At 63.2% G+C, this 21,969-nt stretch carries 16 protein-coding genes; 11 read left to right on the top strand and 5 right to left on the bottom strand.

Annotated elements, in window-relative coordinates; translation table 11 throughout:
* Positions 1-2: 2 nt before the first annotated feature.
* The 6 genes from bcsZ (at position 3) to H620_RS0119035 (ending at position 8,520) form a co-directional block, all read left to right on the top strand.
* A complete protein-coding gene (gene bcsZ / locus H620_RS0119010; protein WP_027907875.1) occupies positions 3-1,115 on the top strand; it encodes a cellulose synthase complex periplasmic endoglucanase BcsZ in 1,113 nt (370 codons plus the stop codon).
* A complete protein-coding gene (bcsC, locus tag H620_RS0119015; RefSeq protein ID WP_027907876.1) occupies positions 1,103-4,624 on the top strand; it encodes a cellulose synthase complex outer membrane protein BcsC in 3,522 nt (1,173 codons plus the stop codon). Before bcsZ ends, bcsC begins: the two co-directional genes overlap by 13 nt.
* Positions 4,625-4,835: 211 nt before the next feature.
* A complete protein-coding gene (locus tag H620_RS0119020) occupies positions 4,836-5,735 on the top strand; it encodes a TauD/TfdA dioxygenase family protein (RefSeq protein WP_023378086.1) in 900 nt (299 codons plus the stop codon).
* Between the two features lie 18 nt (positions 5,736-5,753).
* Positions 5,754-6,773 (top strand): ABC transporter substrate-binding protein, encoded by a 1,020-nt coding sequence (locus H620_RS0119025; RefSeq protein ID WP_023378087.1) that lies wholly within the window; start codon positions 5,754-5,756, stop codon positions 6,771-6,773.
* 6 nt (positions 6,774-6,779) lie between these two features.
* Positions 6,780-7,643, top strand: a complete 864-nt coding sequence (locus H620_RS0119030) for an ABC transporter ATP-binding protein (RefSeq protein ID WP_023378088.1) — start codon at positions 6,780-6,782, stop codon at positions 7,641-7,643.
* A 13-nt stretch (positions 7,644-7,656) separates the two neighbouring features.
* Positions 7,657-8,520: an ABC transporter permease gene (locus H620_RS0119035; RefSeq protein WP_023378089.1), complete on the top strand. Its 864-nt coding sequence runs from the start codon at positions 7,657-7,659 to the stop codon at positions 8,518-8,520.
* An 80-nt stretch (positions 8,521-8,600) separates the two neighbouring features.
* On the opposite strand, the gene H620_RS0119040 is transcribed toward H620_RS0119035, so the two are convergent.
* Together H620_RS0119040 and H620_RS0119045 are read right to left on the bottom strand one after the other, a co-directional pair.
* Entirely contained in the window at positions 8,601-10,388 is a 1,788-nt protein-coding gene (locus tag H620_RS0119040; protein WP_023378090.1) for a monovalent cation:proton antiporter-2 (CPA2) family protein, read from the bottom strand.
* Between the two features lie 121 nt (positions 10,389-10,509).
* Positions 10,510-11,484 carry a GlxA family transcriptional regulator gene (locus tag H620_RS0119045; protein WP_023378091.1) on the bottom strand — a complete coding sequence of 325 codons (975 nt, stop codon included), beginning with the start codon at positions 11,482-11,484 and terminating at the stop codon, positions 10,510-10,512.
* Between the two features lie 160 nt (positions 11,485-11,644).
* Between H620_RS0119045 and H620_RS0119050 the strand changes: the two genes are divergently transcribed.
* Entirely contained in the window at positions 11,645-12,028 is a 384-nt protein-coding gene (locus H620_RS0119050) for a helix-turn-helix domain-containing protein (protein WP_256584464.1), read from the top strand.
* A gap of 74 nt (positions 12,029-12,102) precedes the next feature.
* Positions 12,103-12,729 (top strand): isochorismate family cysteine hydrolase YcaC, encoded by a 627-nt coding sequence (ycaC, locus tag H620_RS0119055; protein WP_023378093.1) that lies wholly within the window; start codon positions 12,103-12,105, stop codon positions 12,727-12,729.
* 28 nt (positions 12,730-12,757) lie between these two features.
* On the opposite strand, the gene H620_RS0119060 is transcribed toward ycaC, so the two are convergent.
* Positions 12,758-17,854, bottom strand: a complete 5,097-nt coding sequence (locus H620_RS0119060; RefSeq protein WP_027907877.1) for a trifunctional serine/threonine-protein kinase/ATP-binding protein/sensor histidine kinase — start codon at positions 17,852-17,854, stop codon at positions 12,758-12,760.
* Between the two features lie 244 nt (positions 17,855-18,098).
* Between H620_RS0119060 and H620_RS0119065 the strand changes: the two genes are divergently transcribed.
* Positions 18,099-19,091: a response regulator gene (locus tag H620_RS0119065; RefSeq protein WP_023378095.1), complete on the top strand. Its 993-nt coding sequence runs from the start codon at positions 18,099-18,101 to the stop codon at positions 19,089-19,091.
* Positions 19,088-19,459, top strand: coding sequence for a response regulator transcription factor (locus tag H620_RS0119070; RefSeq protein WP_023378096.1), 372 nt, complete (start codon positions 19,088-19,090; stop codon positions 19,457-19,459). The genes H620_RS0119065 and H620_RS0119070 overlap by 4 nt, the downstream gene beginning before the upstream one ends.
* A gap of 47 nt (positions 19,460-19,506) precedes the next feature.
* On the opposite strand, the gene H620_RS0119075 is transcribed toward H620_RS0119070, so the two are convergent.
* Together H620_RS0119075 and H620_RS0119080 are read right to left on the bottom strand one after the other, a co-directional pair.
* Positions 19,507-19,761 carry a DUF2790 domain-containing protein gene (locus H620_RS0119075; RefSeq protein ID WP_027907878.1) on the bottom strand — a complete coding sequence of 85 codons (255 nt, stop codon included), beginning with the start codon at positions 19,759-19,761 and terminating at the stop codon, positions 19,507-19,509.
* A gap of 145 nt (positions 19,762-19,906) precedes the next feature.
* Positions 19,907-21,394, bottom strand: coding sequence for a YifB family Mg chelatase-like AAA ATPase (locus H620_RS0119080; RefSeq protein ID WP_023378099.1), 1,488 nt, complete (start codon positions 21,392-21,394; stop codon positions 19,907-19,909).
* Positions 21,395-21,642: 248 nt separating this feature from the next.
* Here H620_RS0119080 and H620_RS0119085 point away from each other — a divergent pair, with 248 nt between their 5' ends.
* Positions 21,643-21,855 carry a PLDc N-terminal domain-containing protein gene (locus tag H620_RS0119085; protein ID WP_023378100.1) on the top strand — a complete coding sequence of 71 codons (213 nt, stop codon included), beginning with the start codon at positions 21,643-21,645 and terminating at the stop codon, positions 21,853-21,855.
* Positions 21,856-21,969: the final 114 nt, after the last annotated feature.

Here is a 21,969-nt window from a genome sequence, read left to right on the forward strand (position 1 = left end):
ACATGCGTCGGCTGCTGGGAGCATTGCTGGTGATGTGCTTGCCCACTGTCGCGGCGGCCTCGACGGCTTGTCCGTGGCCGGCCTGGGAGCGTTTCAAGACCGAGTTGGTCAGCGAAGATGGCCGGGTGCTCGACCGCAGTGACAAACGCTTGGTCTCGACGTCCGAAGGGCAGAGCTACGCGTTGTTCTTTGCCCTGGTGGGCAATGATCGCCAAGCCTTCGCCAACGTGCTGCGCTGGACCAGCAACAACCTTGCCGAAGGGAACCTCGCAAGGCATCTGCCAGCCTGGCTTTGGGGGCGTAGCCCGCAAAACCAGTGGCAGGTGCTGGACAGCAACAATGCCAGCGATGCCGACCTGTGGATCGCCTACAGCCTGCTCGAAGCAGGGAGGCTCTGGAGCGAACCCGGCTATGGCCAATTGGGCCAGAGCATGCTCTGGCGTATTGCGGCACAGAGCGTCCGCAAGCTTCCCGGCCTGGGCGTCATGTTGCTACCCGCGGACTACGGTTTCGAGAGCGACAAGGGCTGGCGGTTGAACCCCAGCTACCTGCCACCGCAACTGTTCGACCGCTTCGCCCTGGTCGACCCGTTGTGGGGCGAGATGGCCAGTAACGTTCGCCGAGTCTGGTTGCAGGCTTCGCCCAAAGGGTTCGCACCGGACTGGCTGTTGTGGACTCCAGCGGCCGCTATCCGCCCCGACCCTGAGCATGGAAGTGGCGGTGACTATGACGCCATTCGCGTTTACCTGTGGCTCGGCATGCTGGCCGAGGGGGCGGCGCAGCGCGACGAGATGCTGCGCCATTTCGCACCGATGGCTGCGTTGACCCTGCGCAGCGGCCTGCCGCCGGAAAGCATCGATGCCCGCAGCGGTCAGGAAAGTGGCCATGGCCCGATTGGCTTTTCAGCGGCCTTGCTGCCACTGCTGGCCAGCATTCCGAATGGCCAGGTGGCCCTCGAAGCCCAGCGCAAACGGCTGCATGAGTCACCGGCCGAGCCGCAAGCGTATTACAACCAGGTCCTCGCCTTGTTCGGCCAAGGCTGGGACGAAGCCCGCTATCGCTTCGACAAAGAAGGTCGTTTGCTGCCTGCCTGGAGTGCACCATGTTCCGAATGATCGGCGTGCTGACGCTGAGCGCGTTGTCCTGTGCCGTGGCCGCTCAACCGAAGGACAGCGACGGGCAGCGCCAATGGCTGCTTGAGCAGGTGCGAATCGGCGAGGCGTTGCACCGTGACGATCTGGTTCATAACGCCCTGGCCAGGTTGCGGTTGTTGGAGCCACGAAACCCCGACGCGTTGCTCGCCGCGCTGAGCCTGGCGCTGCGTGAGCAAAAGCCGCAGGAAGCAGAGCAACTGCGCGAAAGCATAAGCCAAGTCGCTCCCGGCAGCCCCCAGGAGCGCCAGGCCAGGCGTTTGCTGCAACTGCAGCAGCCGGAGCAGGTGCAACGCCTTCAGCAAGCCCGCCTCATGGCCGTGACAGGGCGCTATGACGAGGCACTGGTTGCCTATGACCAGTTGTTCGCGGGCGAGCCCCCTAGTCTGGAGTTGGCCCTGGATTATTGGCGCGTGCGAGGAAACCTCGCCGGTCAGCGGCCGGACGCGATCGAGCAGTTGCAGCAACTGGATCGACAGTACCCGGGCAACGCCGGTCTACGGCAAACCCTGGCCAGCTGGTTGTTCAGTGAAGGGCGCAACCACGAAGCGCTGGCGGTGCTCGAACAGCTGTCCCGCGACCCAGCGGCACGCGACGCTGCCGCGCAGCGCGAATTCGACTATCTGTCCGAACAACCTGTGAGCGCCAACAGTGTCGCGGGCTGGCAGGCTTTCGCCCAGCGCTATCCCGCTTCGCCGCTGTTGCCACTGGCCGGCGAAAACCTCAAGCAGCAGCGCACCCTCGTGGCTGACCCTGCCTGGCAGGCCGGCCAGCGGGGCAAAGCGTTGCTCGACCAGGAGCAGAACGTTCAAGCCGAGGCACAACTGCGCCTGGCGCTGCGTCGTTATGCGGACGATGCAAGCCTGCACGGGGCGCTGGGCGTCGCATTGATGCGCCAGCGTCGCTATGCGGAGGCGAACACGTCATTCCGCCAGGCGGCGTCCATCGAGCAGAACACTCGCCTGATGAGCAAGTGGAAAGACCTTGAAGCGTCCAGTCAGTACTGGGGCCTGCTGCAGAAGGCAGACAGCTTGCTCGAGAAGCAAGACCTGCGCGGTGCTCGTGCACTTTACCAACAGGCGCGTCAGCAACGTCCTGAAGACGAGTTCGCCTTGCTTGGTCTGGCCGATGTGGCATTTGCCGAAGGCGATCTGGCCGGTGCCGAGCGGCAGTACCTGCAAGTGCGGCGAATGGTGCCGGACAATGAAAGCGCGGTGCGCGGCCTGATGCGTATCTATCAGGCGCAATCCACGGCCAAGGCCGAAGCCTATCTGGACAGCTTGCCAGCAGCGCAACAGGCCCAGTTCGCCAGCCTGCGCCGCAGCCTTGTCCTTGGCCGCCTGCGCGAGCAGGGCGACGCGGCCCTACAGCGACAGGACTGGATCACTGCCAGCCAAGTGCTGGGGCAGGCTGTCGAGCTCGCACCGGATGAGCCATGGCTGGTTTATCAACTGGCCAACAGCCTGCGCCAGCAAGGGCGTGACGGCGAGGCGGACGCCGCGTTCGCAAGGTTGCTGCAGCGCCAGCCAGCGGATCCGGCTACCCGCTATGCCCATGGCTTGTACCTTGAGTCCAGCGACCGTGATGCATTGGCTCGCAATACCCTGCAGGCTGTCCCGCAAAGCGCCTGGACCGACGATATGCATGCGCTGGACAAGCGCGTGCGTCGTCGCATGACCTTGGCGCAAGCTCAGCGCTTGCAGGAGCAGGGCCGTACCGATGAGGCGACCGCCGTTCTGGAAGCGGGTCTGGCCCACGGCGAGGGTGACCCCGACGACCTCCTGCTGATGGCTGACTGGGCGGCAGAGCGGGGCGAGCATGGCAAGGCCCGTGGCTATTACCAGCGTGTGCTGGACGTTCAGCCGCAGCGAGCCGAAGCGCGCCTTGGCGTGATGGAGAGCTGGGTTGCCGAAGGTGACCTGGCGCGTGTGCGACAGGCATTGGCCGCACAGCCGCTGCAACTGAACGATCAGGAGATCGACTCCCAGCGGCGCCTGGCGACCGTCTGGGTCGCATTGGGTGAGAAGGACAAGGCCGCCAGGCTATTGGACCGGATTGCCGCGCGGCAGACCCAGCCCGACCCATTGCTGCGCCGAGATGCTGCCCGCCTGGTCGCGGCCAAGGACCCTCAGCGGGCGCTGGACTTGTATGCCGCAGCGATGGCCGACGCGCAGTTGCTCAGCCGCTCGGCGGTATCGCCACGCGACGACCGCGCCCTGACCTTGGCCAGTCGCGCCAAGGACGCGGACGACTGGTTGGTGCGCAGCCTGCGCAGCGATGTGGATGAGCTGTACCGCCAGCGCAATACCAACGTCACCCTGATGCATGACTACGGTTGGCGCAAGAACGACGGCACTCCTGGTATTTCCAGGTTGAGCACCCAATCGACCCTGCTGCATGTCGATACCCCCTGGGAAGACGGTAGGGCGTTTGCGCGCGTGGAGCGCATCGGCATGGATGCTGGTTCGTTCGATCTGGACGAGAATGGCAACAACACCGCTGATTTCGGTACTTGCCAGTTTGTCGGCGTCACCCGTAGCGGGGCGCTATTGCCGACCTGCCGCCCGGGCTCGCAAACGGCCAATGGAGGTGTTTTGGCGCTTGGTTGGCAGAACGAGCGCTGGGGCTTCGACCTGGGCACTACCCAAGGGTACGAGGTCAATAACTGGCTGGGCGGCGCAATCGTCAACGGCGACCTCGGACAGGTCGGTTGGTCGCTGGCTGCCTCGCGCCGGCCGATGAGCAACTCGTTGCTGTCTTTCGCAGGTGCTCGCGACCCGGCTACCAACGTCCGCTGGGGCGGTGTTACGGCCAACGGTGCCACCCTTGGCCTGAGCTGGGACCAAGGTGGGGACCATGGCGTCTGGGCAAGCCTCGGGCACCACTGGCTGTACGGTGAGAACGTTGCCGACAACCAGCGTACCCGCGCGATGGCCGGCTATTACTACCGTGCGGTCGAAAAGGCGGACGAGCGCGTGCGGGTCGGCCTGACCCTGATGCACTGGCGATATGACAAGGACCTGGGAGGCTACAGTCTGGGCCAGGGCGGTTACTACAGCCCGCAGCGCTATGAGTCGATCGGAGTACCGGTCAGCTATGCCTGGCGCAACTACGATTGGTCGTTCCTGGTGGAGGGGTCGGTCAGTTGGTCCCGTGCCCACAGCGACAGCAGTCGTGTCTATCCGAACGAGAGCCTGAACCGCAAGTTGCTGGCGCGTTACGACATCATCGCGTCGAACATCGACGCCATGACCGAAGCCAGCGACAGCAATGGCCTGGGCTACCGCTTGCATGGGGCGTTCGAACGGCGCTTGAGCGACCGCTGGGCATTGGGCGGTGGGTTCGACTGGCAACACAGCGATGACTACGCACCCAGCCATGCGATGCTCTATGTGCGCTACATGTTCGAACCATGGCGAGGCAACCTGGCGTTACCGGTCACCTCACTGGAGCCCTACAGCGAGTGGCGCTGATGGGCATCCAGCGCTTGGGGCGATGCATGAACGGCTTCATATGGTTATTCGTTAAAGATATTTAAATTATTTTTCTTATGCCCTTATAGTCGCTCCCACTGCGTACCCGCCGACCAATCGGCGCGCCGCACGACTTGAACCCACACGGGAAAACCCCGTGCGTTTCTGATCGTCGCGCGCCCTGAAGTCGCGCACTGCGTGGGAGTGAAACATGTCAGCCGCCTCGAACGCCTTGTCGTCCATCGACAGCGCCCAGCCGCAATTCTTCGAAATCCGTCCATTCTCCGGTGCCGTGGGGGCCGAGATCATCGGCCTGGACTTGGCCAAACCAGTCAACGCCGAAGATTTCCAGCGCATTCACCGTGCCCACCTTGACCACCATGTGCTGGTGTTCCGGGAGCAACGGATCAGCCCCGAACAACAAATCGTCTTCAGCCGCCGCTTCGGCGAGCTGCAGATTCATGTGCTCAAGCAGTTCCTGTTGGCGGGCCACCCGGAAATCCTGATCGTGTCCAACATCGTCGAGGAAGGTCGCAACATAGGCCTGGGTGATGCTGGCAAGTTCTGGCACTCGGACCTTTCGTACAAGGAACTCCCCAGCCTCGGCTCGATGCTCCATGCCCAGGAGCTGCCCAGCGAAGGGGGCGACACGTTGTTCGCTGACATGCACAAGGCCTGGGACGCGGTGCCCGAAGCCCTGCGCAAGGTGGTCGAGGGCCGCAGCGCTGCACACTCCTATACCGCGCGCTACGCCGAGACCAAGTTCGAAGGCAACTGGCGTCCGACCCTGACCGCCGAACAACTGGCTCAAGTACAGGAGGTCATCCATCCGGTGGTGCGTACGCACCCGGAAAACGGGCGCAAGGCACTGTTCGTCAGCGAGGGGTTCACCACCCGTATCGTCGGCCTGCCAGAGGACGAAAGCCGTGACGTGCTGCAGCAGCTCTACGCCTTGAGCGTGCTTGAGCAAAACATCTACCGCCATCAGTGGCAGCCCCATGACTTGGTGTTCTGGGACAACCGCTCGCTGATCCACCTAGCCACCGGCTGCCCCGCACACCTGCGGCGCAAGCTGTACCGCACCACCATCCAGGGCGATGCCCCGTTCTGACGACTGAGGAACCACATCATGCGCAAATCCATCAGCCGCCTGGCGGCGAGCATCGGCCTGGGCGCAAGCCTGGTCATCGGCAGCCTCGCCGCACCCGCGGTAGCCCAGGCCGAAGGCAAGATCCGCATCGCCGAGCAGTTCGGCATCGTCTATCTGCTGTTGAATGTGGTGCGCGACCAGCACCTGATCGAGAAGCACGGCAAGGAGCAGGGCATCGACATCGAAGTCGACTGGGCCCAGCTTTCCGGTGGCGCCGCGATCAACGACGCGTTGCTGTCTGGCTCGGTTGACATCGCAGGTGCCGGTGTCGGCCCGCTGCTCACTGTCTGGGACCGCACCAAGGGCCGGCAGAACGTCAAGGCCGTGGCTTCGCTAGGCAACTTCCCGTACTACCTGGTCAGCAGCAATCCTAATGTGAAGACCATCGCCGACCTTTCCGAGAAGGACCGCATCGCGGTGCCGGCCGTGGGTGTTTCGGTGCAGTCACGCTTCCTGCAGTACGCTGCCGCGCAGCAGTGGGGTGACAAGGAATACAATCGCCTGGACAAGTACACCCTGGCCGTTCCGCACCCGGATGCCACCGCAGCCCTGTTGGCGGGTGGCACGGAACTCAATGGACACTTCTCCAACCCGCCGTTCCAGGACCAGGTGTTGGCCAACAAGAACGTGCATGTAGTGCTCAACAGCTACGACTTGCTAGGGCCAAATTCGCCGACCTTGCTGTTCGCCACCGAGAAATTCCGCAAGGACAACCCCAAAACCTACAAGGCCTTCGTCGACGCGCTGGCCGAGGCGGCGGACTTCGCCCAGAAGAACAAGGCCGCCGCGGCCGATACCTACATCCGCGTGACCAAGGCCAAGATCGACCGTGACGCGCTGATCAAGCTCATCGACAACCCGCAATACGAATTCACCGTTACGCCGAAGAACACCTACAAGCTGGCGGATTTCCTCTACCGCGTCGGTGCCATCAAGAACAAGCCGGAGTCGTGGAAGGACTACTTCTTCCAGGATGAACGCCCGCTGCAGGGGAGCTGATCGATCATGACCGCCCCATTGCCAGGCCACACGGCCAGCAACCTGAGCCGTGCCGACGCACCCGCCTTGCTGCAGGTGAATAATCTCAGTCTCGAATACCGCACGGCGCAGCGCGTGGTGCGGGCTACCCACCAGGTCAGCTTCGAAGTCGATCACGCCGACCGATTCGTTCTGCTCGGCCCGTCTGGTTGCGGCAAGTCCACCTTGCTCAAGGCCGTGGCCGGCTTCATCGAGCCCCAGGAAGGGCAGATCCTGTTGCAGGGCCAGCCGGTCAAGGGCCCCGGCCCCGACCGCATCGTGGTATTCCAGGAATTCGACCAACTGCCGCCGTGGAAGACGGTGAAGCAGAATGTGATGTTCCCGCTGCTGGTGTCTGGTCAGCTCAAGCGCGCCGAGGCCCAGGAGCGCGCCCTGCACTATTTGAACAAGGTTGGCCTGGCGGCATTCGCCGATGCCTACCCGCATACCCTGTCGGGTGGCATGAAGGCGCGGGTGGCCATTGCCCGGGCACTGGCCACCCAGCCCAAGATCCTGCTGATGGACGAGCCTTTCGCCGCGCTCGATGCACTGACCCGTCGCAAGATGCAGGAAGAACTGCTGCTGCTTTGGGAAGAGGTGCGTTTCACCCTGTTGTTCGTCACCCACTCCATCGAAGAGGCGTTGGTGGTGGGTAACCGCATTCTGCTGTTGTCGCCGCACCCAGGGCGGGTGAGGGCGCAAGTGCACAGCCATCAGTACGACCTTGGCAGCCTGGGGGCTGCCGATTTCCAGGCCAGCGCCCGGCGTATCCATCGTCTGCTGTTCGACGAGGCGGACGCACCCGAGCAGGCGGCTGACCTCGGCTTCAACGATATTCGCATCGCCTACTGACAGGAGCTCAGCCATGACCACTACACCTGTACGCCAGGAATACGAGGTGCAGCTGGAGCCGCTGCTCAGTGTGCCTCTTGAACGTCGACTGCCACTGGCCCAGCGCCTTTGGCAACTGGGCGGGTTGCGCAAGGTGGTGATCCTGATCGCCATCGCCGCCCTGTGGGAAGCCATCGCCCGCTACCAGGGCAATGACCTGTTGTTGCCGAGCTTTTTGCAAACTGCAACAGCGCTCTGGGACGGCATGTTCAGTGGTGAACTGCCAGCCAAGGTCGGCGTGTCGCTGGTGGTGTTGCTCAAGGGCTACGTGCTCGGCATCGTCCTGGCGTTCGGGCTGACCAGCCTGGCGGTATCGACCCAGCTCGGACGCGACTTGCTCGGCACCCTCACCTCGATGTTCAACCCATTGCCGGCCATCGCCCTGCTGCCCTTGGCCTTGCTGTGGTTCGGTCTGGGGGACAACAGCTTGATCTTCGTGTTGGTGCACTCGGTCCTTTGGGCGCTGGCGCTCAATACCTATGCAGGGTTCCTCGGGGTATCGGACACCTTGCGCATGGCCGGGCGCAACTACGGCCTCAAGGGACTGCGCCTGGTGTTGCACATTCTGGTGCCGGCAGCGTTGCCGTCGATTCTGTCGGGGCTGAAGATCGGCTGGGCGTTTGCCTGGCGTACCTTGATCGCGGCGGAACTGGTGTTCGGCGCCAGCAGCGGCAAGGGCGGCTTAGGCTGGTACATCTTCCAGAACCGCAACGAGCTTTACACCGACAAGGTGTTCGCAGGCTTGGCCGTGGTGATCCTGATCGGCTTGCTGGTGGAAGGGTTGGTGTTCAACACCCTGGAGCGGCTGACGGTGCGGCGATGGGGAATGCAGCGGTAGATGACGGTGCAAACGACCTTTGCCAAGCCGCGCGGCGGGAGCCCCCTCCCTTGGCGCGACTGGCTTTGGCCTAAAGGCGCTCAATCCGCATCGGAGTCGAACAACCGCTCCAGCTCCATGCGCGCCTCCTTGGCGGTCTGCATGACTTTTGCCCGGTCATCGCGCACCTGTCCCTGAGCAACCAGCACTTCTTCATCATGCTGGGTGAATCGTTCGATGCGGTCAGTGGCCTGCTCTTCGCTCAAGCCCAACCCAACCAGAGCGCGGCGTGACATTTCCAGGCTCGAGTAGAACGTCTCGCGAATCGGTTCGGCACCCACATCCACCAGCTTGTGCACATGCTGACGGTTGCGTGCGCGTGCCAGCACCTTCAGGTGGGGGTACAGACGCTTCACGCGTTCCGCCGTGCGAGTGGTGATTTCCGGATCATCTGTGGTGATCACGAAGTACTCCGCTTCGCCGACCTTGGCCGCGTGCAGCACTTCAGGACGCAGTGGGTCGCCGTAGAACACCGGAGCCTGCTCGAACATGCGCGTCATTTCGATGGCGTCCACCGACGTTTCCAGGGCAATGAATGGGATCTTCTGGGCCCGCAGGATACGCGACACGATCTGCCCCATGCGGCCCATGCCGACAATCACCACGCGTGGCGTACCAGCATCGATGGACTTGTACTGCTCCGGCACTTCACGCGGTGGCTGCGGGCGTTTCAGTGCCCGAGCGCAACCGAGCATCAGCAGCGGCGTGATGGCCATCGACAGGGTGATGGTCATCAGCAGCAGGTCGTAAGTCTGGGCATCGAACAAGCCCTGGTCCTTGCCGAGCTTGAACACCACGAAGGCAAACTCGCCACCCGCCGCCAGGACCATGCCCAGGCGCAGGGCGCTGGCGCTGTTCAGGCCACCGGCCAAACGCCCCACCCCAATCAACAGCACCAGCTTCACTGCCACCAGCAACAGTGTCAGGCCCAGCAGTACCAGCGGCATGTCCAGCAGCAGGCGCAGGTTAGCGCCCATGCCCACGCTGATGAAGAACAAGCCCAGCAGCAGCCCTTTGAACGGTTCGATTTGCGATTCCAGCTCGTGGCGGTACTCCGAGTCAGCCAGCAGCAGGCCGGCAAGGAAGGCGCCCAAGGCCATGGAAATACCGGCTTGCTCCATCAGCCAGGCGGTGCCGATGACCACCAGCAGCGCCGTGGCGGTGGACACTTCCGGCAGTCCGGTACGGGCCACCGTGCGGAATACCGGACGCAGCAGGTAACGACCACCGACGATCACCACGGCGATACTGGCAAAAACCTTGAGGCCATGTTCCAGACTGTCGCCGTGGCTGGTGTCAGGGCCGCTCGCGGCCAACAGCGGTACCAAGGCAATCAACGGGATGGCGGCAATGTCCTGGAACAGCAGGATGGCGAACGCCAGGCGGCCATGGGGGGCATTGAGTTGCTTGCTTTCGGCCAGGCTCTGCAGGCCCAGGGCGGTAGACGACAACGCAAGGCCCAGGCCCAGCACCACGGCGGCGGGCAATGACTGGTCGAAGCCATACAAGGCAATGGCACCGATGACCGCGCCGGTCAGCAGCACCTGTGCAGTACCAACGCCGAACACCGATTTGCGCATCAGCCAAAGGCGCCGAGGTGACAGTTCCAGGCCGATGATGAACAGCAGCAGGACGACTCCCAGTTCCGAGATGTGGGCGACGCTTTCGGTGTCGCGAATCAGGCCCAACGCCTGCGGGCCGATGGCCACGCCGGCCAGCAGGTAACCAATGACGGCGCCCAGTTGCAGGCGCTTGGCCAAGGGCACGGCGACAACGGCGGCGAGCAGGAAGATGACGGCGGTTTGCAGCAGGCTGCTTTCATGTGGCATAGGCTCGGACTCCATGAGCTGCCTGGGCAGCGAGGTACAGGGTGAATACGCATTTTGCGGACTGTGGCCGGGTACGACAATCCCGCGGCGAGGGGACAGATTGTCCCATCATGGAAGACAATCAATGCCCGCCAAACTGCGCCCGATACTGCGCCGGCGTCATGCCGATTCGCTCGCAAAATACTTTGCGCATGTGCCGGTCGCTGCTGAATCCGCATTGTGCCGCCACGACTTTCAATGGCAGGTCGCTCTCTTCCAGCAGCTTGCGCGCCCGGTCTATACGGGCATTCTGCAGGTACTGCATGGGTGTGATGCCGACTTCGCGCTGGAAAGCACGGGCGAAGTTGCGGCTGCTCATGGCCACCCGCTCAGCCATTTTCTGCACCGTGAAGGGTTGCTCGATATGGTCGACGATGTAGGCCTGAGCGCGGGCGATGGGGGTGTCGTCCCGAGGTACAGCTGCCAACAGCGGCCCATACGGCGTCTGCCCGCCCTGGCGATGGCGGGCTACCAGCAACACCTTCGCCACCTCCAGGGCAAGCGACTTGCCGTGGTCTTCCGCCACCACGGCCAATGCCAGGTCGATACCCGCGGTGATGCCGCCGGAAGTGATCAAATTGCGGTCCATGACGTAGATCTGCTCGGTTTCCACTTTCGCTTCGGGAAAGGCCCGGGCCAGGCGCTCTACGTAGTTCCAGTGAGTCGTGCATCGATAACCGTCCAGCAACCCGGCACGCCCCAGCAGGAAGACGCCCGTGCAGATGGCACCGAACCGTCTGGCGCTACGCGCCGCCTGGGGTAACCAGCGCTCCAGTGCGGGCAAGGCGACATCGTAGGCCCCCGGTCCACCCGGCACCAGCAGCAGGTCGACCGCCTCGGGCAAGTCTTCGAGGGGCGCATCGGCCAGGGCCTTCAACCCACAGGATCCGCGAATCGCGGCGTGCCCTTCGGCCACCGTGATCAAGCGATAGTGTCGATCCTCCGGTAAGAACCGGTTGGCGATGGCAAAGGCATCCAGCGGGCCGGTGACATCCAGCAACAGCACATCATTGAACAACACCATGGCCACGGTGCGGTGAGCACGATTTTCCTGCATGCCTTTCTCGCCTTGATACGGGCCCGTTCAGGGGCCGACTACTGAACACGAAACTCATCTTAGGTTATCGGTCTGGCAGGGAGGGCCAGTAGTGCAGGTTTAAGAACTATTAAGGTTCGGCTCAGGACTTTGTCATGCTCCGGGCGCGAGACTTTCTCCATTGAACAGGAGAGTCGCCATGCACCCGGACCCTTGCCCTCCCGGCGCCCTGACCCCCGCCCGCCTGCATCAGGCCAAGGAGCTGATGCTGCGCAGCTCGTTGTCGATCATCGAGATTGCCGGGGTGTGCAACCTCACCCGCAGTCACTTCTCGCGCGCCTTCAAGGTCACCACGGGTCTCTCGCCCCAGGCATGGCGTTTGCTGGCGCGGATGGAAAAGGCCAAGCGCCTGCTGGCCACCGAGGCGCCGATCACCCATGTGAGCCTGGAGTGCGGTTTTTGCGATCAGGCCCACTTCACCCGTGCATTCAGCCGTCTGGTCGGACAACCGCCCAAAGCCTGGCGTCAGGCAGCCAAGGCCGAGCCCCTCGGCGCACATCCTTAAGCCGAAAGTATCCGTCGGTATAGCCACATAGGGACAGTACCGGCCCCGTTCACCCAACCCAAGGAGTCACACTCATGAGCCAACCAGACTACAAGCGCCTGAACAAAGACGACGCAGTCGTACTGCTGGTCGACCACCAGACCGGCCTGATCTCGCTGGTGCAGGATTTTTCCCCCAACGAGTTCAAGAACAATGTGCTGGCCCTGGGCGATCTGGCCAAGTTCTTCGGCTTGCCAACCATCCTCACCACCAGCTTCGAGCAAGGCCCTAACGGCCCGCTGGTGCCAGAGCTCAAGGAAATGTTCCCGGATGCTCCCTACATCGCACGTCCGGGGCAGATCAATGCCTGGGACAACGAAGACTTCGTCAAGGCGATCAAGGCGACCGGCCGCAAGCAACTGATCATCGCGGGTGTAGTGACTGACGTCTGCGTGGCGTTCCCGACCCTGTCGGCGCTGGCCGAGGGCTTCGAGGTGTTCGTGGTGACCGACGCCTCGGGCACCTTCAACGAAACCGTGCAGCAGGCTGCTTGGGTACGCATGACCGAGGCGGGCGCGCAGATGATGAACTGGTTCTCGGTGGCCTGTGAGCTGCACCGTGACTGGCGCAACGATATCGAAGGCCTGGGTAACCTGCTGTCGCAGCGTATTCCCAACTACCGCAACCTGATGAACAGCTATGCGGCCCTGAGCGCCCGCTGACCTTACCCAGTCGCCGGCTAGCCGGTGGCTACGCGAGGGGAGGCTGGATCGGTACGCTGAATCTGATCCGGCATCCCCCCAGCTCCGACACCAAAGCTTGCAAGCGCCCGCCGTGGGCCTGCACCACTGAATTGCAGATCGCCAGCCCCATGCCCAATCCACCCGACTTGGACGTGTAGAAAGCCCCGAACACACGCTCCCGTTCTTCTGGCGCTATGCCTGGGCCGTTGTCATCCACGCAGATTTCCACCGTATCGCCCACCACTGTCGAGACAATGCGTAGCACGCCGTCACTGCGGTAACCCGCCAGGGCTTCCAGGGCATTGGTGATCAGGTTGTACACCAATTGTTGCAACTGCACCGGATCTGCCATGACGCTCACTGCCGCGTGCAATTGGGTACTCACCTGCACCCCACACTTGAGGGCATCGGCGGAGGTCAGGCGGACCACTTCAACGACTAGCTCATCGAGATTCATGGCCTTGCGCTGCATCGGTGACTGTTTGGCCAACGAGCGCAACGCCTGGACGATGTTCGCGGCCCGCTCGCTGTCAGCACGGATGTCTTCCAGGCCGGCGATGGCTTCGGCCAGGTCAGGCTCACCGCGCTTGAGCCAACGAAGGCTGGCCGCGGCGTTGGAGGCTATGCCCAGCAGCGGTTGGCTGATTTCGTGGGCAATGGACGCCGACAGTTCGTTCATCACCTGCAGGTGCGCGCTGCGGGCCAGTTCGGCGCGCGACCGACGCAGTTCGGCTTCCATCTGGGCGCGGGCCTGATTGTCCTCGGCCAGGCGTGTATAGAACTTGGCGGTCTGCAGCGACACCGCCGCCTGTGAGGCGAGGATTTCCAGCATGGCCAGACGCTGGCTGCCGAACAGGTTGGGCACCAGACGGTTTTCCAGGTAGACCAGGCCGATCAGCACGCCCTGGATCACCAGGGGCAGGCACAGCACGGATCGCGCGCCGCGGGCCTGAAGCTCCGGGCGAAAGGCTTCCGGGCAATCGTTCGCTGCGTCGTTGAGCGTCAAGGGCTTCTTGGTACGCATGGTGGCATTGATGATCGACAGTGGCGCCTGGGTCCTGAACGTCTGGCAGTCATCCAGCCGGACATGCAGGCCCGCGTCGTCGATATAGGACAGTGCTGCCATCTGGAACTCGGCACCGCTGACGATCAGCAGGGCACCATGGTCGGCACCGGAATGCTGGGTCAGGTGGCCCATCAGGGTTTCGATCAGCCCTTCGAGCAGCACTTCTTCGGACAGCGCTCGCGCGGCTTCGATGCCCACTTCCAGGTCCAGCCGGGCCTGGCTGGAGGCGCGGTAGGTTTCCTGCACCGGTTGAGTTCGCAGGAATGGGTGCAAGGTCTCCAACTGGCGGACCTTGCCTGTCGCACCCCAAATGTGGAAGCAGTCGCGTGCAAGTCGCAGGTGCAGGTTGGCACCGGAGATCAGGCCGCTGGGGATGCACACTTCGGCCAACTGTTCGTGGGCGAGCGCCTGTTCGTGAATGAAGCCGGCGGCAGTGGCGGCGATCTGGGCCTGGTCGAAGCAGCGTATGGCTGCCAGGCCGTCACCGTTAAGCTTGGCGATGACGCCTTCGATCAACAACAGCTTGTTACGGAACGTGATGGGGTTGAACTCGGCCCATTGCGCGAAGCGCTCGCGCAGTTCGTCCAAGGTCTTGCGTTTCATCTCGGGTGTGCCAGGCGCTTCTGGGCTGCCCAGCGCCAGACCGCGAAACAGCTGGTAGTCGGCCAGGTTGATATGCGCCGGGGCAGCCCAGGCATGTGTTCCGGCTTCGTCCAGGCTTACGATCGCCTGGCGTATATCGCCCAGGTAGAACGCGGACATACCGTTGAACAGCGCCTGGAAGAACCGCGTCGTTCGGGAGGTGCCGAGTTCGTGCGTGAGGGTCGCTGTCGTGCCTGACGTCAAGCCACTGCGGCAAGGTTCGGCAGTGCTCATGTTGGCAACGAAGTGTTGTTGCGCCAGGAGGATGCGTTCGATATCCCGATAGCCGTAACGGCGCACGGTGTCGAGGCCCTGTTCTACCTCGGCAGCGACTGTTTGCAGATGGTGGCCCATGAACAGCGAATCCGACACCAGGTGGTTGCAGGCATAGCAGGCCATGGCCAGGTCGCCGCTCAGGCGCGCCGAATCGATGGCTTCGAGTGCGGTGCGTCGGGCGAACTCCATCGGGGCGGTCCAGGCACTGACTTGGTCCAGCGCGAGCAGGGCGCTGGTCAGGTCGGCCTCGAACCCCTGTCGCTCGATCAACTTGAGCGCGGCCAGGCAGTAGGCGTGCCCATCATGATAGGCGGCGAAGCGTTCGGCATTCATGACCCCGAACCAGGCCAGCCCATAAGTGCTGCCAGGGGCCACGCCATATGCCAGGGTCAGCTCCATGATCTTGGCCAGGTGCAGGCAGCACAGGTCATCCTCCACGAAGAACGACGAAGAGAGCGTCGCCAGCAGTTCTATCGCGACGATCGCGTGCTCGGCTTCGGCCTTGGGCAGCGATTCGAGGCAGTGGCGACCTTGCTGCTCGATCAGGCCGCGTATCCGTGCATATTCGCTCTCGACCATGTGCCTATCGTTGCCGCGTGCCAGCGAGATACCCAGCAGACCAAGGCCTGTCAGGGCTGCATCGATGGCGGTTTCATAGTCGGAACGCAAAGTGTGCAACCGTGCCTCCAGCCGGTAGGCGCGGGCGTGCAGCAGGGGTGTGCTGGCGCGTTGTCGGCATTGGGCGATGTGTGCTTCGGCTTCGGGCATGCGCGACATCAGCATGTCGCACTCCGCCGCCAGGGCGGCGAAGGTGAAGGCCTTGGCCCTGTACGTTGCTGATTCGCAGCTTTGCCTCAGCAGGGCTTCACCGGCTGCCAGGTAGCTGGCGGCTTGCGCGTATGAGGCGTCATCGCGGGCCCGAAGCGCGGCGTCCTCCAGCATCGTCAGGAACGTTGAGTATTCATCTGCTTCGAAGGCCTGCAGGCTGGCGCGTTGCACCTGGTTGGCGATATCGAGCACGGCATTGTGCAGGTCGTCCTGCCAAACCTCGCGCATGGCCTTGGCGATACGTGCATGTTGCGCAGCTCGTTCGCACTCTGGGGTCAGTTCGTAGGCAGCTTGCATGACCCGGTCATGGGCGAAGCACAGGCCTTTCTGGCTGGGCAGCAGAAAGCCCGCGTCGACCAGTGCCTTTAGCCGTTCACCGAGACGGGGTACGCCGCAAGGCAGCGTCTTTTCAAGCAAGCGCTCGTCGCAACGGCCGCCTGCAGCACTGGCAAGGCGCAGCACATCGCGTTGGGCAACCGGCAGGCGTGTCAGGCGATCGACCATCAGGTCGGCGACGTTGTCGGCGTAGCGATGCTGCGACACGGCCTGTAAGGACCACGTCCAGCGCATGGTCTGGGTGTCGAAGGTGAGCAGGCCATCTTCGACCATGACCTGCAGGATCTGGTTGATGAAGAACGGGTTGCCGGCGGTCTTGGCGTGCACCAGTCGTGCGACCTGTATCGCCTCTTCGGGCGGCACATGGTAGCGCTCGCCGATCAGATCCGACACCGCCGCAACGGAGATCGGGCGTAGCTCGATGGTCGTGATGCGCACTTCCTCGGGGCGAGTCGGTAGGGCATGGGCGGGTGCTGGATCGTTGCGCCGGGCGAGGATCAACAACAGGCTGTCGGGCGGCTGCGCGAGCAGTTCTGCTAAAAGGTGCAGGGTTGCGCTATCGGCCCACTGCGCATCATCGAAAAACAGCACCAAAGGCTGGCCGGGCCGGCTGAACACCCCTAGAAACTCGACCACCGCCCGCAGCTCTTTCTGCATCGCAAGGCGGGTGGGTTTTTCCGGCAATTCCGCCATGGGCCCGATGATCAATTGCAGGTCAGGGGCGAGCTTGCCCAGCAGCCGTCCGCGTCCCTTGAGGCGACGCAGGATCTTGTGTCGCAAGGAAGCCAGGTCTTCGCTGTTCTTGGCCAGCAGCTGCGTGGCCAACGAACCCAGTATGTCCAGCCACGGCGCATAAGGCGCGCCTTGTTCCAGGCAGGTGCACTTGCCAGATGCCCAATACCCCTCGGCGTAAGTCTTCAGTGCGGCATGGACCAGGCTGGACTTGCCCATGCCGGTGGCACCGTTGACGAACAGCACTTGGGGCTTGCTGTCCCGGCGCAGGGCCCTGAACAGTAGGCCGATGGTTTTCAGCTCGGCCGTGCGTCCATGAAGTCGCTCGCGGGTGGGTGATATCGGTTCGGCGCAGCCAGGCGTGAAGTGATCGAGGGGCTCTTTGGCTGGGTAATGTCGGCGGCAATGGGCAAGGTCGATCGCCAGCGCCCGTGCACTCTGGTAGCGGGCATCGGGTTCCTTGGCCAGCGCCTTGTTCAGCACTTGGCTAAGTGCCCGTGGCACCTTGGCGTCGACTTCGCAGGCCGTTCTGGGCTGCACGCCAGCATGCAGTTGGCGCCAGTGCGACATGTCACGGCCTAGCAGAGGCAGTTCGCCCAGCAGCAGCTGGTAGAGGATTGCGCCCAAGGCATAGATGTCGCTGCGCCGGTCGCTGACGCTGCCATGGGGGCAGACCTGCTCTGGGGCGAGGTAAGCCCAACTGCCTACCGGTGTCTGCTGTTCGCCGACCAGCTCCGGTGGATCGGCATGGAAGCCGCCGATCTTCACGCCCAGGTCGTGCTGGACGAACACATGCTGAGGTTGCAGGGCACCGTGCAGCACGTTGCGCTCGTGGGCCTGAGCCAAGGCCGTGGCGGCGTTGGTCGCCACGTCGAGGAACGTCGATAGCGTGATCGGGCCAAGCTCCGCAAGGTCATTGATCGAGCGACCTGCCGGATAGATCAGCAACGGGCCTTCTGCGGAGCGGACGAAGGCTGAGGGAAGTACAGCCCATTGCGGGTCCAGCTGAAGGCGGTAGTTGCGTTCGAGGCGCCGGCAGGCGGCAGGGGCTGCGAGGGCCGCGCGAATCGCTACCCAGGCCTGTCCCGTCGCACTGTCGCGCAGACGGAAGTAGGTCAGGTCGCCTTCCTGCCCCAAAGGCGTGATGTCGCAGCGGCCCAGCCAGCCGTCGTCGATCGACTGGTCATAATCGATGGGCCTGTAGGCAAGGCGTTCATCGAGCATAAAGCACCCCTGCTAGCGACATCCAAGGGCGCGAGTATACGCAGCGCGAATGCCCCGCACGCTCTGGCTGGCCGGTTTGGCAGGATCGGGAACCATCTTGACCGTAATCGGCCCCAGGGTGGCGGCGCTGGCTTGTATAGTCCAAAGGCCAACCTATCCCTCGGGATAATTGTATGAATGTGGATGCTGGCCTAGATTGCACGGGGCTGCGCAACCGCCCGGACTCGCGAGATTCGAAAAGATCATGATCCGTATAGGCAATGCCCAGGTGTCGCTGGAGCGGCGGGAAGTGTTTCTGGACGGCAAACCGCTGCCCTTGGGTGGGCGTGCGTTCGAGGTGCTGGCGACGCTGATCCGGGCCAACGGCCGGGTGGTGTGCAAGGACGAGCTGTTCAGCCAGGTCTGGGCCGGCACAGTGGTGGAAGACAACAACCTGCAGGTGCAGATTTCGCTGCTGCGCAAAGCCTTTGGTGACCGGGGCCTGATCCAGACCGTTCCCCGCAGGGGTTACCGGCTGGCGGCGCAAGTGTCCAGCGATGTGGCTGCGTTGGCGCCAGGCAGATCGCCGCTTTCAGCCACTGCTGGGCCGCCGCAGGACGACATCGAAGCCGTGATGGTGCTGGTGGTCGATGACGACCCGTCGGTACGCACGGCCCTGGGCCGGCTGTTCCGTGCCGAGAATATTCCTCATCGGTTGTACGCCTCGGCGGAGGAACTGCTCGAACAACCCTGCGACACACCCTACGCCTGCCTGTTGCTGGACATGAACCTGCCGGCTGCCAGCGGCCTGGACGTGCAGCAGGCGCTGCGCAGGCTCGATGTTCCCTGGCCGGTCGTGTTCATGACCGGTTACGGCACCATCCCTATGACCGTTCAGGCCATGCGTGCGGGTGCTGTTGAATTTCTCACCAAGCCGTTCGATGAGTACGAGCTGCTGACGCTGCTGGGGTCGGTACGTGCGCGCGCCTTGGCGCAGGGGCGCAAATGGTGGGATACGCGTCAGGTCCGGGAAAAGTACCGGCGCCTGACCCAGCGCGAGCGGCAAGTGTTCTCGCTGGTGGTAGGGGGGCTGACGCACAAACAGATCGCCAAGACCATCGGTACCAGTGAAGTGACGACCAAGGTTCACAAGAAGAACATCATGAACAAGATGCAGTCGCGCTCGCTGGTCGAGCTGGTCGCCATGCACCATGTCATCGATGCCGGCCCCCGCCTTGAAGACCAGGGCGTTGCATGAGCGCAACGGTATGCATCGTCGATGACGATGCTTTCGTGCGCAGAAGCCTGGCCAACCTGTTGCGTTCGGCCGGCTTCGACACCTTGCTGTTCGGGTCGGGTGCGCAGCTGCTGGCTTCGCCCCAGGCGCGTGGGGCGGGGTGTGCCTTGCTGGACTTGAGAATGCCTGGACTGACAGGTTTGCAGGTCCAGGGCGAGCTGGCCCGGTTGGGTTGGCAGCTGCCCGTGATCTGCATGTCGGCGCATTGGGATGATGCGGCCTTGGAAGCTTCCCAGCGCAATGGCGCGGTAGCCTGCCTGGGCAAACCGTTCAATGAAGACGTACTGCTGAAGGCGGTCGAGGCTGCGTTGGCCTTGAACGTGCGTTGAACGTTCACGAGCCAGGCCGCCCAAGCGGCCTGTCCGTGCGCGTCGCCTCAATTCTGGTTGGCCAGGTTGGTGTTGGGTTGGCTGTAGCTCAAGGAGCGGACTTGGCCATTGCTGTCGCGGTAGGTCAGGGTGGCTTTAGTGGTGTGGCCTTGAGCGTTGGCTGGCGTTTGCACGGCGATCACCTGGGCAATATCCAGCGCCATGCCGTAATGGTAGGGCGTGGCTTCGACGGACTGGGCGAAAGCGCCGGTGCTGGTGACCAAGGCGAAGGTGGCGGCGGTGAGTGCTTTGCTGAGGGTCATGATCGTTCTCCAGGTTCAGTGAGGTGGGTGACGACTGCTTGCTGCCTGGAGTTAATATTGCGCTCAATTAATTAGCGCGCAAAATAAAATACCACTATGGCCTGCATTGACTTCGCCCATCGGCGAATCTGCACACGTCGATGAGTCAGGTGCCAGGGCGATACTGGAGGGCTTCGGCCAAATGAGCCCTGGCTATCGAGTCGGTTCTGTCCAGGTCAGCCAGCGTCCGCGCGACCTTGAGTAGGCGGTGCGCAGCCCGTAGCGACAGGGTCAGCCGTTCGCAGGCGCTTTCCAGCCAGGCCTGGTCAGCTGCAGTGAGCTCGCAGTGACGGCGCAAGCCATCGAGGTCGAGGAAGGCATTCGCGCAGCCCTGGCGGCGCTGCTGCCGTTCGCGGGCCTCAGCCACGACACGGGCGACCTTGGCGCTGGTGTCGCCACAGGGGTGGTTGTCGAGTGTGGTGGCTTCGCGCGCCACAGTCAGGTGCAGGTCGATGCGGTCGAGCAACGGGCCTGACAGTTTGTTGCGGTAGCGCTGGATCTGCTCTGTGCTGCAGCGGCAGCGGCCTGAGGGATCGCCGAGGTAGCCACAAGGGCAGGGGTTCATCGCCGCTACCAGTTGGAAACGGGCAGGGAAGCGCACTTTGTCCTTGGCACGGGCGATGACGATCTCGCCGGACTCCAAGGGTTCACGCAGAACCTCAAGCACCCGTCGCTCGAACTCTGGCAACTCATCGAGAAACAACACACCATGGTGCGCCAGCGTGATTTCGCCGGGTTGCGGCCGGCTACCGCCGCCTACCAGCGCAGGCCCGGATGCTGAGTGATGGGGGTGGCGGAACGGACGCTGCGGCCAGCTTTTCAGGGGCGTGTGCCCACTGATCGACTGGATAGCCGCGACCTCCAGGGCTTCGTGCTCGTCCAGCGGCGGCAGCAGCCCTGGCAAGCGACTGGCCAGCAAGGTCTTGCCGGTACCGGGTGGCCCGGTGAACAGCAGGTTGTGCGCGCCAGCGGCTGCCAGCAGCAGTGCCCGTTTGGCCGCGACCTGGCCTTGTACTTCGCTCAAGTCGGGGTAGGGCCGACTTTGCAGCAGCAGGCCATTGGCGGCATATGGCGGCAACACCACCTGGCCGTTGAGGTGGGCGACCAACTCTAGAAGGTGCCCCACTGCGTAGACCACCAGGCCACCCGCCAGACTGGCTTCTTCAGCGTTTTCCTGCGGGACCACCAAGGCCCGACCTGCTTCGCGCGCTGCCAGGGCGGCCGGCAGTATCCCCTGCACAGGCCGTAATTTGCCGGACAACGCCAGCTCACCCAGGCACTCGATGTCGTTCAAGGCGTGCACCGGTACCTGGCCGTTGGCGGCGAGTATCCCCAAGGCGATGGCCAGGTCATAACGGCCGCCATCCTTGGGCAGATCGGCTGGGGCAAGGTTCTGGGTGATACGCCTGGCGGGATAGTCCAGGCCGGAATTGACGATGGCGCTGCGTACTCGATCCTTGCTCTCCTTGACCGTGGTTTCGGGTAAGCCGACCAGAGTGAGATTGGGCAGGCCGTTGGCCAGATGCGTTTCGACACTGACTGCAGGTGCCTGCACGCCCACCTGGGCGCGACTGTGGACGAGGGCTAGGGACATGGACGCTCCGTTGTCGTTTAAGGCGCCGCATCCTGCGGCATCTGCCAAGCATAGTGAGCCGGCGCAGGAGAGGCGGCAGAAGAGTGCGTCGAGGTTTTGCAGGGTGGCCGAGCACCTGCCGGGCCACGATAGGTTGCCTGTGCCGTCGTGGCATTCGGCAGGCACAGCAATGTGCTCGAAGGAAAATCGAAATGAACCCTCACAGCTGGCCGGGACTCAATCGAATACATGCCAGCAGGAGAGTGCTTATGGAAATCGGAACGATCTGGATCATTGTCGCGGCCTTGGTCATCATCCTTGAGATCTTTGCCATCTGGCACATCATCGGCAGCGACCGGCGCGCAGAGCGCAAGATGCTGTGGATCGTGTTCGTGGTCTATGCACCGTTCCCAGGGTTGCTTTTCTGGGCCTGGCGGGGGCCGCGGGCGGTGAAGGGCAGGGCGGTGCTGCAGGAGAAATGATTGAGCGACCAGGATGAAATCCCTTGACCCGGTAGCGCAACGCCATGAGCAAGGCTCAGCAGGCTCTCTCTTAGGGCTCGCTATGCTCAGTTACTTGCTTGACCGCTTCGATCT

It is taken from the genome of Pseudomonas taiwanensis DSM 21245 (genome assembly GCF_000425785.1).
Lineage (GTDB): Bacteria > Pseudomonadota > Gammaproteobacteria > Pseudomonadales > Pseudomonadaceae > Aquipseudomonas > Aquipseudomonas taiwanensis.